General features: G+C 35.8%; 11 protein-coding genes, 16 tRNA genes and 2 rRNA genes. 1 reads left to right on the top strand and 28 read right to left on the bottom strand.

Annotation, left to right across the window (positions count from 1 at the left end; translation table 11 throughout):
• Positions 1 to 104 precede the first annotated feature (104 nt).
• The 11 genes from yhbH to ACVWY7_RS18970 all read right to left on the bottom strand — a co-directional run bounded on the left by yhbH (position 105) and on the right by ACVWY7_RS18970 (position 12,655).
• The gene (gene yhbH / locus ACVWY7_RS19020) at positions 105 to 1,280 is read right to left on the bottom strand and encodes a sporulation protein YhbH (protein WP_000503511.1); all 1,176 of its coding nucleotides are present in this window, start codon (positions 1,278 to 1,280) and stop codon (positions 105 to 107) included.
• Between the two features lie 445 nt (positions 1,281 to 1,725).
• Entirely contained in the window at positions 1,726 to 3,621 is a 1,896-nt protein-coding gene (locus ACVWY7_RS19015) for a PrkA family serine protein kinase (protein ID WP_000353280.1), read from the bottom strand.
• 391 nt (positions 3,622 to 4,012) lie between these two features.
• A complete protein-coding gene (locus tag ACVWY7_RS19010) occupies positions 4,013 to 6,082 on the bottom strand; it encodes a sensor domain-containing protein (RefSeq protein ID WP_000664297.1) in 2,070 nt (689 codons plus the stop codon).
• A gap of 127 nt (positions 6,083 to 6,209) precedes the next feature.
• Complete coding sequence (gene trmL / locus ACVWY7_RS19005) at positions 6,210 to 6,698, bottom strand: tRNA (uridine(34)/cytosine(34)/5-carboxymethylaminomethyluridine(34)-2'-O)-methyltransferase TrmL (RefSeq protein ID WP_000538147.1); 489 nt, start codon at positions 6,696 to 6,698, stop codon at positions 6,210 to 6,212.
• Positions 6,699 to 6,756: 58 nt separating this feature from the next.
• Positions 6,757 to 7,644 carry an amidase domain-containing protein gene (locus ACVWY7_RS19000; RefSeq protein WP_000260548.1) on the bottom strand — a complete coding sequence of 296 codons (888 nt, stop codon included), beginning with the start codon at positions 7,642 to 7,644 and terminating at the stop codon, positions 6,757 to 6,759.
• Between the two features lie 44 nt (positions 7,645 to 7,688).
• Positions 7,689 to 8,831, bottom strand: coding sequence for a tRNA epoxyqueuosine(34) reductase QueG (gene queG, locus ACVWY7_RS18995; RefSeq protein ID WP_000345224.1), 1,143 nt, complete (start codon positions 8,829 to 8,831; stop codon positions 7,689 to 7,691).
• A gap of 198 nt (positions 8,832 to 9,029) precedes the next feature.
• Positions 9,030 to 9,103, bottom strand: a tRNA-Gly gene (locus ACVWY7_RS18990).
• Between the two features lie 115 nt (positions 9,104 to 9,218).
• Positions 9,219 to 9,872 (bottom strand): DsbA family protein, encoded by a 654-nt coding sequence (locus ACVWY7_RS18985; protein ID WP_000842726.1) that lies wholly within the window; start codon positions 9,870 to 9,872, stop codon positions 9,219 to 9,221.
• 188 nt (positions 9,873 to 10,060) lie between these two features.
• Positions 10,061 to 10,837 carry a transglycosylase domain-containing protein gene (locus ACVWY7_RS18980; protein WP_000664707.1) on the bottom strand — a complete coding sequence of 259 codons (777 nt, stop codon included), beginning with the start codon at positions 10,835 to 10,837 and terminating at the stop codon, positions 10,061 to 10,063.
• A gap of 486 nt (positions 10,838 to 11,323) precedes the next feature.
• Positions 11,324 to 11,785: an NUDIX hydrolase gene (locus tag ACVWY7_RS18975; RefSeq protein WP_000400447.1), complete on the bottom strand. Its 462-nt coding sequence runs from the start codon at positions 11,783 to 11,785 to the stop codon at positions 11,324 to 11,326.
• Positions 11,786 to 11,935: 150 nt separating this feature from the next.
• Complete coding sequence (locus tag ACVWY7_RS18970; RefSeq protein WP_000532948.1) at positions 11,936 to 12,655, bottom strand: YebC/PmpR family DNA-binding transcriptional regulator; 720 nt, start codon at positions 12,653 to 12,655, stop codon at positions 11,936 to 11,938.
• 352 nt (positions 12,656 to 13,007) lie between these two features.
• Between ACVWY7_RS18970 and ACVWY7_RS18965 the strand changes: the two genes are divergently transcribed.
• On the top strand, positions 13,008 to 13,328 hold the full coding sequence (locus ACVWY7_RS18965; protein ID WP_000149826.1) for a DUF3884 family protein: 321 nt from the start codon (positions 13,008 to 13,010) through the stop codon (positions 13,326 to 13,328).
• A gap of 209 nt (positions 13,329 to 13,537) precedes the next feature.
• On the opposite strand, the gene ACVWY7_RS18960 is transcribed toward ACVWY7_RS18965, so the two are convergent.
• From ACVWY7_RS18960 to ACVWY7_RS18880, 17 genes are all read right to left on the bottom strand, one after another.
• Positions 13,538 to 13,619 (bottom strand) — tRNA-Leu (locus tag ACVWY7_RS18960).
• 10 nt (positions 13,620 to 13,629) lie between these two features.
• Positions 13,630 to 13,700, bottom strand: a tRNA-Cys gene (locus ACVWY7_RS18955).
• 14 nt (positions 13,701 to 13,714) lie between these two features.
• Positions 13,715 to 13,789 (bottom strand) — tRNA-Gly (locus ACVWY7_RS18950).
• Between the two features lie 4 nt (positions 13,790 to 13,793).
• A tRNA-Gln gene (locus ACVWY7_RS18945) sits at positions 13,794 to 13,868 on the bottom strand.
• 63 nt (positions 13,869 to 13,931) lie between these two features.
• Positions 13,932 to 14,007, bottom strand: a tRNA-His gene (locus tag ACVWY7_RS18940).
• Between the two features lie 18 nt (positions 14,008 to 14,025).
• A tRNA-Trp gene (locus ACVWY7_RS18935) sits at positions 14,026 to 14,099 on the bottom strand.
• Between the two features lie 7 nt (positions 14,100 to 14,106).
• Positions 14,107 to 14,190 (bottom strand) — tRNA-Tyr (locus ACVWY7_RS18930).
• A 10-nt stretch (positions 14,191 to 14,200) separates the two neighbouring features.
• Positions 14,201 to 14,276 (bottom strand) — tRNA-Thr (locus ACVWY7_RS18925).
• 18 nt (positions 14,277 to 14,294) lie between these two features.
• Positions 14,295 to 14,370 (bottom strand) — tRNA-Phe (locus ACVWY7_RS18920).
• 9 nt (positions 14,371 to 14,379) lie between these two features.
• Positions 14,380 to 14,455: transfer RNA gene (locus tag ACVWY7_RS18915), tRNA-Asp, on the bottom strand.
• Between the two features lie 3 nt (positions 14,456 to 14,458).
• Positions 14,459 to 14,535: transfer RNA gene (locus ACVWY7_RS18910), tRNA-Met, on the bottom strand.
• Between the two features lie 24 nt (positions 14,536 to 14,559).
• Positions 14,560 to 14,635, bottom strand: a tRNA-Val gene (locus tag ACVWY7_RS18905).
• A gap of 5 nt (positions 14,636 to 14,640) precedes the next feature.
• Positions 14,641 to 14,715, bottom strand: a tRNA-Glu gene (locus tag ACVWY7_RS18900).
• A 17-nt stretch (positions 14,716 to 14,732) separates the two neighbouring features.
• Positions 14,733 to 14,824: transfer RNA gene (locus tag ACVWY7_RS18895), tRNA-Ser, on the bottom strand.
• A gap of 2 nt (positions 14,825 to 14,826) precedes the next feature.
• Positions 14,827 to 14,901 (bottom strand) — tRNA-Asn (locus ACVWY7_RS18890).
• An 8-nt stretch (positions 14,902 to 14,909) separates the two neighbouring features.
• A 5S ribosomal RNA gene (gene rrf, locus ACVWY7_RS18885) occupies positions 14,910 to 15,025 on the bottom strand.
• A gap of 101 nt (positions 15,026 to 15,126) precedes the next feature.
• Positions 15,127 to 15,213, bottom strand: a 23S ribosomal RNA gene (locus ACVWY7_RS18880); the annotation flags it as partial.

Below are 15,213 nucleotides of genomic sequence, written 5' to 3'. Positions count from 1 at the left end.
ATTCGAAATGTAATCATTTCTCGAATAAATGATAATGATTTTCATTATCATTGTCAACTGAAAAAATAAAAAGTTAACAAAAAAATAACCCCTTTTTAAAGGGGTTATGCCATTTTTTCTCCGGTTTCTTCTTTAAAAAAGCTCTTCATCGCATGGAATACATCTGCTTTTTGCTTTAAAATATAATATCTGAAATTCTCATCTTTAATATTTTTATAGGCTGACATAAGTGTACTGTGGCGGTTGTACTGGTTCACTTCCCCATATCCAAACATGTTACACTTCTTCATTAACTCTTCAACAAGTTTTACACATCTAGCATTATCTGATGTTAAATTATCACCGTCTGAAAAATGGAATGGATAAATATTATAGCGGTCTGGTGAGTATTTATTATCAATTAGCTCGAGTGCTTTTTTGTATACAGAAGAACAAATTGTTCCCCCGCTTTCTCCTTTTGAGAAGAACTCTTCCTCTGGAACTACTTTTGCCTCCGTATGATGGGCAATAAATTCAATATCTACTGTTTCATACTTTGTGCGTAGAAATCTCGTCATCCAGAAAAAGAAGCTCCGTGCCATATATTTTTCCCATATTCCCATCGATCCACTCGTATCCATCATCGCTAATACAACAGCTTTTGAATCTGGCTTTAATACTTCATTCCAAGTGCGGAACTTTAAATCTTCTTGATGAATTGGGTGGAAAGATGCTTTACCACGCATCGCATTTCGTTTATATGCGGATATCATCGTTCTTTTCTTATCGATGTTGCCCCATAATCCTGTTTTTCTAATATCATTAAATTCAACATGTTCAATCCTGTTTTCATCCATTTCTTTTCTCTTTAAATTAGGTAATTCTAATTCTTTGAAAAATGCTTGCTCTAATTCTAAAATAGAGACTTCAGCTTCATAATAATCTTCCCCAGCCGCATCTCCTGCTCCTTGCCCTTTTCCTGGTCCTTTTTGCTTTTGACCACCTGATCCATCTCTCGCAACGACATCACCAACTTTGCTGTCACCATTTCCTTGCCCAACGTGTTTGTTTTTATCATAATTGTACCTAATCTTATATTCATCTAAAGAACGAATCGGTATTTTTACAACATCCTTACCATTAGACATAACAATGCTTTCTTCTGTTACAAGATCGGGTAAATTATTCTTAATTGCCTCTTGTACTTTTTCTTGATGGCGTTGTTGGTCGTCATATCCTTTGCGATGGAGGGACCAGTTTTCCTGTGAAATCGTATAATTTGGTTGGTTTTCTTCACCCATTTCTTTCCCTCCTTACTGTAATTGTCTTCCTATATGAACAGCAATCTTGAAACTTTGTTTTATACTGTGCCAGCTAGAATGAAAGGTAACTGCCCATCGAAAATCATCCCATAAACATATATAACGTTTTTCATATAATACTCCGAGCATCCTAAACAAAATTTTGCCACTCACATAATAGAAATGACATTTAACCGTCGATAAGAAAGAAACACAATGCATTGTTGCACACATTTTCACTTTGCAACATATTGTATTGTGTTGGCTTTTTTCGTATGAATGGTTGGTTACTCTATCATATGCATATTGTAAAAATAATTGACAATAAATTCATAAAATTGCATCTTAATTTATTATATTTGGACAAGGTATGACACTTTACACATATAAACGGATAATAAAACGCTGTCCCGCAAAATACAAGAGACAGCGTTTTGTTATCAAACTATCGGTTTAGCAGACTACCTACATAGCGTAGTAATTCATTCGCAGATGAAGAATTGTAGCCGTGCTCATCAATTAAGCGCGCAACAACATCATTAATTTTCTTAAGCTGATTTTCGTCTGGTGTTTTCGTTGATGTTGTAATTTTCACTATATCTTTTAAATCAGCAAATAGCTTCTTCTGAATCGCTTCACGAAGACGTTCGTGCGAATTATAATCGAAGCGTTTCCCTTTACGTGCATAAGCAGAGATGCGAATTAATATTTCTTCCCGGAATGCTTTTTTAGCATTTTCTGAGATTCCAATTTGCTCTTCAATCGAGCGCATTAACTTTTCATCCGGGCTCATTTCTTCACCTGTTAACGGATCACGTAATTTCGACTTATTGCAGTACGCTTCAACATTATCTAAGTAATTATCCATAAGTGTCTTAGCGGATTCCTCGTACGAATAAACAAATGCTTTTTGTACTTCTTTTTTAGCAATTTCATCGTATTCTTTTCTCGCTAATGAGATGAAATTCATATAACGCTCTCGGTCTTCATTACTAATCGATGGATGCTGATCCAACCCATCTTTTAACGATCTAAGCACATCTAGTGCGTTAATAGATGGCACCTCTTTTCGAATAATTGTAGAAGAAATGCGGTTAATAACGTAACGAGGATCAATACCTTTCATACCCTCATCTTGATACTCGCGTTGCAACTCCTCTACATCAATTGCATTATAACCTTCTACCGTTTCTCCATCATACAAACGCATCTTTTTAATTAAATCAATATCTGGACGCTTCGGATCTTTTAATCTAGTTAAAATCGTAAACATTGCTGCAACCCGAAGTGTATGCGGTGCAATGTGCACATCGGACACGTCACTTTCACGAATCATTTTTTCATAAATATGTTCTTCCTCACTAACCCGTAAATTGTATGGGACCGGCATTACGATAATACGCGAATGTAATGCTTCATTTTTCTTATTTGCTATGAAAGAACGATACTCCGTTTCGTTCGTATGCGCTACGATTAATTCATCTGCTGAAATAAGCGCAAATCTTCCTGCTTTGAAATTCCCTTCTTGCGTAAGCGATAATAAATGCCACAAAAATTTCTCGTCACATTTTAACATCTCTTGGAACTCCATCATCCCACGGTTTGCCTTATTTAATTCTCCATCGAATCGATACGCTCGTGGATCTGATTCTGAACCATATTCTGCGATTGTTGAAAAGTCCAGACTACCTGTTAAATCGGCAATATCTTGTGATTTAGGATCAGACGGGCTAAACGTACCAATCCCTGTACGGCGATCTTCCGAGAAGAAAATACGCTCTACAACTACATCCTCAATTCTTGAACCATATTCTTGTTCTAAACGCATCACATTTAGTGGTGATAAATTCCCTTCAATTCTTACTCCATACTCATCAAAGAAATCATCTCGTAAATGATGCGGAATTAAATGAAGTGGATCTTCATGCATTGGGCACCCTTTAATTGCAAAAATTGCTCCTCGATCTGTTCTTGAATATGTTTCTAATCCTCGTTTCAACATCGTAACTAATGTTGATTTCCCTCCACTAACAGGACCCATTAATAATAAAATACGTTTTCTAACATCTAATCGTTTTGCAGACGGATGAAAATATTCCTCTACAAGACGTTCTAAAGCATCCTCTAAACCAAATAGCTGATTACTAAAGAAGTTATACTTTCTTCTACCATCTACTTCTTCAATTCCAGCATCTTTTATCATATTGTAAATGCGAGAGTGTGCTGTTTGAGCCACCCATGGTCTTTCCTTCACAAGCTCCAAATACTCCGCAAACGTACCTTCCCATTGTAAGCGTTCTTCTGCTTCTCGATGCTGTTCAATTTTTTTTAGAATATCCATTATAGCTCCTCCCCCATCTCCTTGTTCAATCGGATTATTATAAAAGGTATGCTAGGATGTCCTCAAACATTCTTTAAATCAAAATGAAATATACAGTATTGCTATAAAATTCTCTCCAAAATTCAAAGAAAATTCTGTATAATATAGGTATTAAAGTTTTTACACCGCTATTCATTTTAAATAAATTCTTTTCTTCTAAGAACCTTACATACATTTCGATTCATATTTCAGATTCGTAAACTGAAAAAACAGGAGGGATATTAGTATGAAATTATTATTAATTTTAGGTGTATCACTCACATTTCTTACAGCTATTTTTACATCTGGTTACAATGATAAACCCGGTACACATAAAAAGTGATGTGCTTCTTAGCACATCACTTTTTATCAATTATTTATAATACACATTTTCCACATCATATTTTGATAAAGGGTGGCTATAATAATAACCTTGTACAAACTTCACATTCTTTTCCTTCAAAAATTGTATTTGTTCCGCCTTTTCTACCCCTTCTGCAATTACATCTAATTCTAACGTATGAGCTAAATGAATAATTGCAGCCGTAATATTCGTATCTCGTTCATCTACATGTATACCTTCCATAAAAGAACGATCAATCTTCAAAGTATCAATTGGATACGTTTTTAAATAACTTAAAGATGAATACCCTGTCCCAAAATCATCTAAATGAATCTTTAAATTTTGTTCTTTTAATTGTAGCAATACTCTTTTCGATATATCTTTATGTATAAGGGCTCCTTCTGTAACCTCTATCGCTAATAAATGAGCTGGTACATTGTACTTATGTAAAGCTCGTGTAATCATCTCTATTAATGTAATAGAGCGAAAATGCCTGGCTGAAATATTAACTGCAATCGGGACAACTTCATATCCTTTATTTAACCATTCACGTATTTGCCGACACACTTCATTTATTACCCATTCATCAAGCTTAATAATAAATCCTGTTCTTTCTGCTAGCGGAATAAATTGATTGGGAGAGACAAATCCTAATTCTTTATTCTCCCACCTTATTAAAGCCTCCATACTAGCTATTTTTTTCGTTTCAATATTCATTTGCGGCTGATAATATAAGAAGAATTCATTTTTTTCTATAGCACGATGTAATTGGTTTTCTATAATAAATCTTTGTTCACGCTCACAATCTAATCCACTGCAATAAAAATGATAATGCCCTTTTCCTTTATCTTTTGCTTTTTCCAAAGCAGCATCAACTCTTTGGAATAATATTTTTTCATCTTCTCCATCTGTTGGAGCCATTACAATTCCAATTGACGCACTTAAATACACGTCCTCTTCTTCGATTACAGAATGTTCACTAATCTTTTTTTGTATGCTTTTTGCAACTACCTCTACACGTTCTTTCGTTATATTTTCTATTAACATAACAAATTGATCATCGTGTTCTCTAAATAAGTGTATACCGGGTATTTGAAAACTGCTTAAACATTCTGTAACTTTTTGTAACACTTTATCTCCTTCTTTATGACCAAACGTATCATTAATAAGGTGAAATTCATCTAAATCTATAAAGATAAACGCAAAATCTACTTTCTCATTTAAAAAATCATTTAACTTATTTGTACATGAAATTCTATTCATTAATCCTGTTAACTGGTCATAGTAAGCTAAATATTCCGTTCTCATTTCATTTAATACTTGCCTTGTAACATCCCTCGTAACAATATATACCCCAACAATTTCACCATTCACAATAATCGGAATAGTTCTCAAGGAAATATAGAGCTCGTACCCTTCTTTATGAACATATTTCTTTGAAACAATTTGCTTCGCTCTTCCTTGCATGGATCCCTTGAATATAATTTGAAAATCTTTTTCATATTCTTTATTAATAAATTCAAAAATAAATTTATTGTTTAATTCTTCAAATCGGTATCCAAATATTTCATACGTTGCTGGATTTGCATATGTAATTCTTCCTATAGAATCTATAGATATGATGGAGTCATTATTATATTCTAGTAATGACTTAAACAGCATTTGTTTTTCCTCTATCTCAATCTTCTCCTCTATTTGAGCTGTGATATCCCTTGTAATACAAATAATAAACTGACATACTCCTTCTTCGTCAAATACAGGATTCAGTGAAGACTCATAATGTATCTCACCCTTTGGTAAACTAACTACATCACAAAAGGTATGTGCTTTCGCTTCGCTCGCTACTTTTGCATATTGCCTTTGCAATATCCCCGCTATATCTTTTGGTAATACTTCTGCAAAAGTTTTTCCATAGCATTCTTCACTTAGCTTCGCATAATCCATTCCTATTTTATTTACATACATATATTGAAACGTTTCATTATCAATAACTTTTAATATAAATACTAAATCTTGAATAGCATGTAATAATCCTTGTCTAATTAAATCCATATCTATCATACTTAAAAAGGTATTTTGATTACTATATTGTTCCTTCATATTTATCTCAACCCGTCTAATCTATTTTTATTCATATATCCCATTTTATATGAATATGTACCCTTTTTTAAATGTATGATTACATATTATTTTTATTTTTAGAAAAAAAGTCGCCATATGGCGACTTTTAATAAACAATTTCTAAATCTAATCCTGGATAATTTTGTTGACGGAATGCTTCATAAATTAAAATAGCTGCTGTATTAGATAAATTTAATGAACGCACTTTATCAGTCATTGGAATGCGTAAACAATGATCGAAGTTTTCTTCGATTACATTAGCTGGTAAGCCGTTTGTTTCTCTTCCAAATACAAAATAGTAATCCTTCTCACGTTTGCTATAATCAAACGCTGTATGAGCTTTCTCACCATACTTTGTTAAATAGAAGAATTCACCGTCTTTATTTTTCTCGTAAAACTCTTCAATTGAATCATAATACGTAATTTTCACGTGCTGCCAATAATCTAATCCTGCACGCTTTAACATTTTATCATCCGTTGAAAATCCAAGCGGTCTAATCAAATGTAATTCTGTTCCAGTTGCTGCACAAGTACGAGCAATATTCCCTGTATTTGCTGGAATTTCTGGTTGATATAAAACAACATGTACTCCCACGCGATATTCACCTCTGTTTTTTGTCTACTACGTATTATACCACTTGAGCGAAAAATCTCTACCCATTAATAATATGAAAGAATTTATATTTCATTTGTGGTGTATATTTACTAGAATCTTCATAGTTCCAATAACGCCGACGACTATTCGCTGAATGTGCATTTACAAGTGGCATACCATCTGCGTCTTTCGCTACTACAATCGTCGTATGATTCCACCTACCATCATCCTCAAAATCATAAGCGATAACATCACCAAGAATAAGGTCCTCTGGTCTTTCTACTGCTTCTGCTCGAAGCCCTGTTGTAGCACCTGACAAATACCAATAAAAAGAGTGCGCAACAGCCCAGCTCCAACTCCATTGATTCTCCCTTTGCCACCATCCTTTACGAATATTAGGATATCCATTCATTGGTACTTCTCCAGTATGAAGACATTGAGAAATAAAATTCGTACAATTATCAGGGAAATTACGATATACAGGATTTCGATCATCCCACCAACGCTCTGCATATTTAACTGCCTCTAAACGGTTATACTGATAGGAACCGTATTTCTCTTTTGTAACTTCCCTCTCCAATATCTCACTCATTCCAACTGCTTCTGGCGCTTCAATAGCATAATCACCTATTACCTGGCTATTATTTAAACAAACTCTTCGTTTTAATTGTTCCTCTTCAATATAAAATAATTCTTTATGCTTAATTAAATATTTAAAATGTATTTGATAATCAATTTCTTGATGATTGCTATTATTTAATTGCCTCATAAAAGAAACATCCGCAGTTGCTTTCACTATATCTGCATTACGCTTTTGAAACAATAGTCTCTTTCTCTTTGCTATTTGTAATAAATCTTCAGCAATACCATCTACATTTGTTCGTTTCTCTGTTACATATGCTAAAAATTGTTGTACTTGCTTTTCAATATTTATTTTTACAACCATTTCGTCTCCCTCCCATATTACAATATGAAAAAGGGAGATATTATCTACTCTTTTTTCTGCGCTAACAATTCAAGTCCGCGATTCATTTCATGAAGAACCTCTTCGTCTTTCTCACGTTGCATCGCTTTTTCAATGGCTTCGCCCACGCCATCTCCACCAATTTTCCCAAGCGCCCATGCTGCTGTTCCGCGAAGTACTGGCCTTGGATCATCTTTCATAACACCAATTAAATCAGGAATTGCTGATGCCTCTTTAAAATGCGCAAGTGCCAAAATTGCATTTCGTTGCAGCGGTTTTTTACCTCTCCATGAACCAGACATAATTCCATATTTCTCTTTAAAATCACGATTACTAATTGTTAAGAGCGGTGTTAATAACGGCTTAACTAACTCAGGATCTGGTTCCATCTCAGGATGATTATGAAAATCCATTCCTTTATTTTTCGGACAAACTGTCTGACACGTATCACATCCATAAATACGATTTCCTATTTTGTCGCGATATTCTTCCGGTAGGAAGCCTTTTGTTTGTGTTAAAAATGCAATACATTTCTTCGAATCTAACTGTCCTCCTTGTATTAAAGCACCTGTAGGACAAATATCAATACATTTTGTACAGCTTCCGCATTGATCTTCTATCGGCTGGTCTGGTGGGAATGGAACGTTTGTAATCATTTCTCCTAAATATACATACGAACCAAATTCTGGTGTAATAATAGAGCAATTCTTACCGCTCCATCCAATACCGGCGCGCTCCGAAACAGCTCGATCACTTAATTCACCTGTATCAACCATGGACTTAACTTCTATATCTGGAAGTTTTTCAATTAAATATGCTTCTAATTTTTGCAAACGATCTCTTAAAACAAGATGATAATCTTGTCCCCAAGAAGCACGACAAAAAATCCCGCGACGTTCTCCGCGCTTACTTAATGGTGCATTTTTTAATTTTGAAGGATACGCTAATGCAATCGCAATAATTGATTTCGCACCAGGTAATAGCACCTGTGGGTTCGTTCTCTTTTCTATATCAGGCTCTTCAAATCCAGATTGATAATTTAATTGTTGCTGCTGGATTAAACGCTGCTTTAATTCCTCAAATGGTGACGCACTAGCAAAGCCTATTTTATCTATACCAATTGTTTTACTATACGCAATGACATCTTGCTTTAATTGTTCAAAATCCATTCCTAATCGCCTCCTCAGATGAATCCATCCCTTATGTAACGATCTATTGGTTATCAATTCACTTTTGGAATACTCTTCTTTACTTCTATTCTCGCATACAATCACGCTTTTCAAACATTAAAAAACGCAATGCCTCGTTTATCTCGGAAACGAAACACTGCGTTGATCACAATTTATAGAAAAACATTTAATAAAATTTGGAGCGGGTGAAGAGAATCGAACTCTCGACCAGAGCTTGGAAGGCTCTTGTTTTACCACTAAACTACACCCGCAAATATGAAATACATATAAGATATTAGAATAACTTATGTAAAGTAGTATAGCATGTAAAAAAAGCGGAAGCAAGAATTTTATCGAAAAAAGTCGAAAAAGTGATGAGAGGACTCATCACTTTTTCAATTCTTTATCAATTGCTTTCTTCAAGCTATCAAAATCAGGATTTGCAAGATTTCCATTCACATATACTGAAGGAGCACCTTGAACTTTTAATTTTTGAGCACGATCTGAATCTTTACGTACTTTTTCTTTTATTTCTTTACTGTGTAAATCCTTCTTAAATTGTTCTACATCAATTTTCGGAAGTTTTTCTTTCACAATGTTAAGAAGCAATTCTTCTGTAATCCATTCTTCCGTGTCTTTCTTTTGACTCTGATAAATCTCATCATAGAAAATCCAGAATGAATCTTGATCTTGTTTATAAATTGCTTCACCAGCTGCTGCACCTAAATCAGAGTCTTTTCCGATAAATGGGAAGTTAATAAAATATAACTGCACTTTACCTTTATCGATATACTCTTCTTTTAATCGTGGTAATACTGTTACATCCCAAGTACGACAAGCAGGACATTTGAAGTCTCCAAATTCAACTACCTTAACTGGTGCATCATCTTTCCCTAAAGATTGTTGTGTGGAATAAGCAAACATCTCATTCCCTTTATCTTTTTTGTCATTTATGATGCTATACACAATCGTCCCAATTACAATCAATACTGCAATGGAAAAAACTATACCAAGAGCCATGAGTTTGTTCGATGATTTCATATACATTCCTCTTTAAATTCATATTCTGTATACAGCATTGTACACAATACACATAATATCAATACTTACATACGTCACGCAATGAACACGCTCACATAAATTACAAAAATACAACAATTGTGACGATATTGTGTCACAATTTGTCACAATTTATTCAAAAAAAAGAAGCTCCTATGTAGGAACTTCCCTTAGCTCACTGCTTTTTCGCGCGCATGATTTAACATCGACCGCTCTGTTTTTATATCATGACGAATGACTAATTTCTCACTAACTGCTTGCATATACTCATCATGATTGATATAGCCTTCTTTCTCCATTAATCTCAAAACGACGTTTCGTCTCTCAACTGCTTTATCGTAATTTTGTGCAGGTGAGTAATAAGCGGGTGCCTTTACTACAGCAGCCATCATTGCACTTTCAGCCAACGTTAATTGGCTCACCTTTTTACCGAAGTAAAGGTTTGCTGCTTTTTCAATTCCCCATGCCCCTTCTCCGTAATAAATATTACTTACATATAATTTTAAAATTTCATCCTTTGTAAATGTACGTTCAATTTTTTTCGTATAAAAAATTTCTTTCCACTTACGAGAAAATGTACGTTCATTCGTTAAAAAAGCATTTTTTGATAACTGTTGTGTAATTGTACTACCGCCTTGCACAACACCACCAGCTTTTATATTCTCAACAGATGCCCTAATAATCGCTATATAATCTAAACCGTTATGATGATAAAACCTTTTATCTTCTGTCGCAATAAATGCATGTGTTAATGATTCTGGCACCTCTAACTTAGCCGGTACATGTAATTTACTAATATCACTTTGCTCGATCATTACATTTCCAATAAATAATAACGTAAAACTTAACAATAATAATAAAATAATGGCTTTATAAAAAAACTTAGTCATTGGATTTAATGCAACTTTTTGATGATAGTTCACCCTAGATAATACTCGTTCTTTCATCTTAAACACCTCTTTTCCACACAGCGTATAACTCTTACTTTAAGAATACCTTGTTGTAAAAAAATATCCCATCGATTTCTCTTACACGTACCTTACATCATTGTAAGGTATAAATTGAAACTTTAATCAGACCACAACAATCTGGCTAGCCGACAAATAGTGGGATAAAAAAGTATTGTATCACAGTCCTTTTTTATCTACTATTCATCTGAAATATTGAATATAGATTATATTAAACCCATAACAGGTTACACCTTAAGGCTATTATACTTTCTCTATTAAAGTGCTCTATTTTCATTATATCATCTACAAATATATATACTTTTAAGCATCTAGTAATCTAAATGTATATAATATATCATACATTATATAGAACAAACGTTCTCCAAATCAATACTAACACTACTATTATTTTGACCTTTTTCTTAAACAGTATACAAAAAAGAGTAGTGATTTGACTGTATCTCAAATCGGCTACTCTTTTCTTTACAATCTTCCTATTAAGTTATACGGCTGTACTTCCCACGTTTCATAAGGAATAAAATGTGATGACCTCATCGCATCAAGCGTTCTGGATTTCATATGAGGACGCGTTATATACTCATCTATGTTCTCTTCATTTAAAGCAACAAATTTAGCCTCTTGTATTTCTTCGTGTTGAATTTTTATTTCACCGCTTACATATGCTACTTTAAAAACGACAGCTAAAATGTTCATGGAAGCATTATAATAAACTCCTGTAATACCGATAGGCTTCACCGTTAATCCTGTTTCCTCTTTTATTTCCCTACAAACAGCTTGATCGAGTGCTTCCCCTTCTTCTACCTGTCCTCCTGACAACTCCCACGTATCAGCTCGCCAGTGTACCTTTGCTAATAACACTTCATCTTTTTCATTTGTTAAATAGCCTGCTACAGCAACAATATGCTTTGGTGTTTTATGTTCCACATGTAAGCCTCCTAGCAATAATGAATATTTCATATATCCCTATAAGCATATTCCCTGTTTACAACAAAATACCTTTATTAAATTCATTGCCTTAATTACCTTCATTAAAAAAGCCCCTATTCGTTAAACGAACAGGGGCTTCTATCAGTATTATTCTCCTAAGTCTACGTTGTGGTAAACTTGTTGCACATCTTCTAAATCTTCTAATGCATCAACCATTTTTTCAAATTGTGCTTGTGCATCTTCAGGAAGTGTTACATCATTTTGTGCAAGCATTGTTAATTCAGCAACTGTAAATTCTTCAACACCCGCATCTTTAAGAGCAGATTGTACTGCATGGAATTGATCTGGTTCAGCATACACGATAACAGCATCTTCTTCTTCAAGAATGTCACGTGCATCAACATCTGCTTCCATTAAAATCTCAAGAACTTCATCTGATGTTTTCCCTTCAAGGCCGATAACAGCTGTCGCATCAAACATGTAAGCTACAGAACCGTTTACACCCATGTTACCACTGTTTTTGCTAAATGCAGCTCGTACATCAGCTGCAGTACGGTTTACGTTGTTTGTAAGTGTATCTACAATTACCATAGCTCCATTTGGTCCGAATCCTTCATAACGAAGCTCGTCATAATTTTCTTCTGAACCACCTTTTGCTTTTTCAACTGCACGATCGATAATTGTTCTTGGAACATTGTATGTTTTCGCACGTTCTAATACAACTCTAAGCGCTTGGTTTGATTCCGGATCTGGCTCGCCTTGTTTTGCCGCTACATAAATTTCACGTCCAAATTTCGCGTATATACGGCTAGTATTTGCATCTTTTGATGCTTTTTTATCTTTAATATTATTCCATTTACGACCCATACTTTCCACTCTCTTTCCGGTTTTAAATCTACATAAAAATATTAATATGAAATATCATGTGTATTCAACACATTTTTAAAATAAATATAAAAAGTTCATTTTTGATTCATATTACAGACATAATATAAATCACTATCATTTTGTTCTTTCGACAAGTTATATTATACATGAATTGCTACATTTATTACGAATTTTAAAATCACATAACATAATTTAGCAAAAAAATTCTACCATTTCTGTTAGAGTTTTTTACTTCGCCGATACCGATTTCCATAATATTCCCTTACTTCCTTTCTATTGTTGTATAATTAAAATAGGAAAAAATTTGAAGGGAATATAGAGGGGGAGAATTATGACACATTCAAATGAGAAAAAAACACAGGGGCTTAAAGGGATAGGAGAAAAGCTAAATCCAACTATCTATCAAGTGCGATTCATGAAATTAGATGCACCAATTCAATTTGAGTCGTTTCCTGAATTAAAGGAATTGGGGGACTGGTTGAGTACTTCAACGCACATGTGGGCCTGTCACTCAACTATGTACAAGTACAACAAAGAAGAGTTTAAAAAGAGGTTTTTAGAAATTACAAACTTAACCGTTGATAATATACTAATATCTACTGGTGGTGTCGGATTTAACTTCATGTCACCAGGTTGGAGAGATTCTCTATAAAATAATGAAATTATATAAAGGGATAAAAATTTATCTCTTTATTGCTTTGTAGTTTGCCCCAACTGTATCGCATGTACTAAATGAATAAGTGTACCTTAATCATTCATAACCATTTCACCAACACACCATTTTGCTTATTTTATAGTGTGATGAAAACATAAAAAGACTCTACACATTTGGTGTAGAGTCTTTTATTACGCCGTTCGTGATACCGATGGTCGGGGTCGAACCGACACTCCCGAAGGAACACGATTTTGAGTCGTGCGCGTCTGCCAATTCCGCCACATCGGCACAAAAGAAAAGGCGGCAACCGGATTTGAACCGGTGATAAAGGTTTTGCAGACCTCTGCCTTACCACTTGGCTATGCCGCCATATAAAATTTTACTGGAGCGGAAGACGGGATTCGAACCCGCGACCCCAACCTTGGCAAGGTTGTATTCTACCACTGAACTACTTCCGCAAAATGGCTGGGCTAGCTGGATTCGAACCAGCGCATGACGGAGTCAAAGTCCGTTGCCTTACCGCTTGGCTATAGCCCATCGAATTCTTACTTAATTATATGTAAGTATCCATTAGATTATTTATAATTTTTAAAATAAAAATGGGGCGACTGATGGGAATCGAACCCACGAATGCCGGAGCCACAATCCGGTGCGTTAACCACTTCGCCACAACCGCCATGTTGTGTAAATTATTTGGCAGGGGCAGTAGGAATCGAACCCACACTGGAGGTTTTGGAGACCTCAGTTCTACCTTTAAACTATGCCCCTATGTAAATGGTGGAGGGGGGCAGATTCGAACTGCCGAACCCGAAGGAGCGGATTTACAGTCCGCCGCGTTTAGCCACTTCGCTACCCCTCCGAAACTTACATGGTGCCGGCTAGAGGACTTGAACCCCCAACCTACTGATTACAAGTCAGTTGCTCTACCAATTGAGCTAAGCCGGCGTATACTATTAAGATAAATGGTGGCTCGGGACGGAATCGAACCGCCGACACGAGGATTTTCAGTCCTCTGCTCTACCGACTGAGCTACCGAGCCTTATTAAAATGGCGGTCCCGACCGGGGTCGAACCGGCGATCTCCTGCGTGACAGGCAGGCATGTTAACCACTACACCACGGGACCATTTGGTTGCGGGGACAGGATTTGAACCTGCGACCTTCGGGTTATGAGCCCGACGAGCTACCGTGCTGCTCCACCCCGCGATAATATTATTCATATAGTTTATATGGTGGAGGATGACGGGATCGAACCGCCGACCCCCTGCTTGTAAGGCAGGTGCTCTCCCAGCTGAGCTAATCCTCCAAAAGTGGTGACCCGTACGGGATTCGAACCCGTGTTACCGCCGTGAAAGGGCGGTGTCTTAACCACTTGACCAACGGGCCAAATATTATAAATCCTATGGCGGAGAGCAAGGGATTCGAACCCTTGATACGCTTGTGACGTATACACGATTTCCAATCGTGCTCCTTCGGCCAACTCGGACAGCTCTCCAATGGCTCCGCAGGTAGGAATCGAACCTACGACCGATCGGTTAACAGCCGATAGCTCTACCGCTGAGCTACTGCGGAATAATATTGCCTGGCAACGTCCTACTCTCACAGGGACAAGGTCCCAACTACCATCGGCGCTAAAGAGCTTAACTTCCGTGTTCGGTATGGGAACGGGTGTGACCTCTCTGCCATCATTACCAGACATTATTCTTTTGAGACAATCATTATTATAACTTATTTTCTTTAAAAGTCAACAAGTTTTTTTATGTTCTCTCAAAACTAGATAACATTGCTACATATTATATGGTTAAGTCCTCGATCTATTAGTATTCGTCAGCTCCACATGTCACCATGCTTCCACCTCGAACCTATCAACCTGATCATCTTTCA

This window comes from Bacillus sp. TE9106W (genome assembly GCF_054062215.1).
This window is presented reverse-complemented; position numbering and strand designations above follow the sequence as displayed.

Excerpts from the sequence above, each read along its gene's own strand:
- ACVWY7_RS18970 (WP_000532948.1), bottom strand. The coding sequence starts at position 12,655 with ATGGGTCGTAAATGGAATAATATTAAAGATAAAAAAGCATCAAAAGAT.
- ACVWY7_RS18985 (WP_000842726.1), bottom strand. The coding sequence starts at position 9,872 with ATGAAATCATCGAACAAACTCATGGCTCTTGGTATAGTTTTTTCCATT.
- queG (WP_000345224.1), bottom strand. The coding sequence starts at position 8,831 with ATGGATTTTGAACAATTAAAGCAAGATGTCATTGCGTATAGTAAAACA.
- yhbH (WP_000503511.1), bottom strand. The coding sequence starts at position 1,280 with ATGGGTGAAGAAAACCAACCAAATTATACGATTTCACAGGAAAACTGG.
- ACVWY7_RS18965 (WP_000149826.1), top strand. The coding sequence starts at position 13,008 with ATGACACATTCAAATGAGAAAAAAACACAGGGGCTTAAAGGGATAGGA.
- ACVWY7_RS19015 (WP_000353280.1), bottom strand. The coding sequence starts at position 3,621 with ATGGATATTCTAAAAAAAATTGAACAGCATCGAGAAGCAGAAGAACGC.
- ACVWY7_RS19010 (WP_000664297.1), bottom strand. The coding sequence starts at position 6,082 with ATGAAGGAACAATATAGTAATCAAAATACCTTTTTAAGTATGATAGAT.
- ACVWY7_RS18980 (WP_000664707.1), bottom strand. The coding sequence starts at position 10,837 with ATGAAAGAACGAGTATTATCTAGGGTGAACTATCATCAAAAAGTTGCA.
- ACVWY7_RS19000 (WP_000260548.1), bottom strand. The coding sequence starts at position 7,644 with ATGGTTGTAAAAATAAATATTGAAAAGCAAGTACAACAATTTTTAGCA.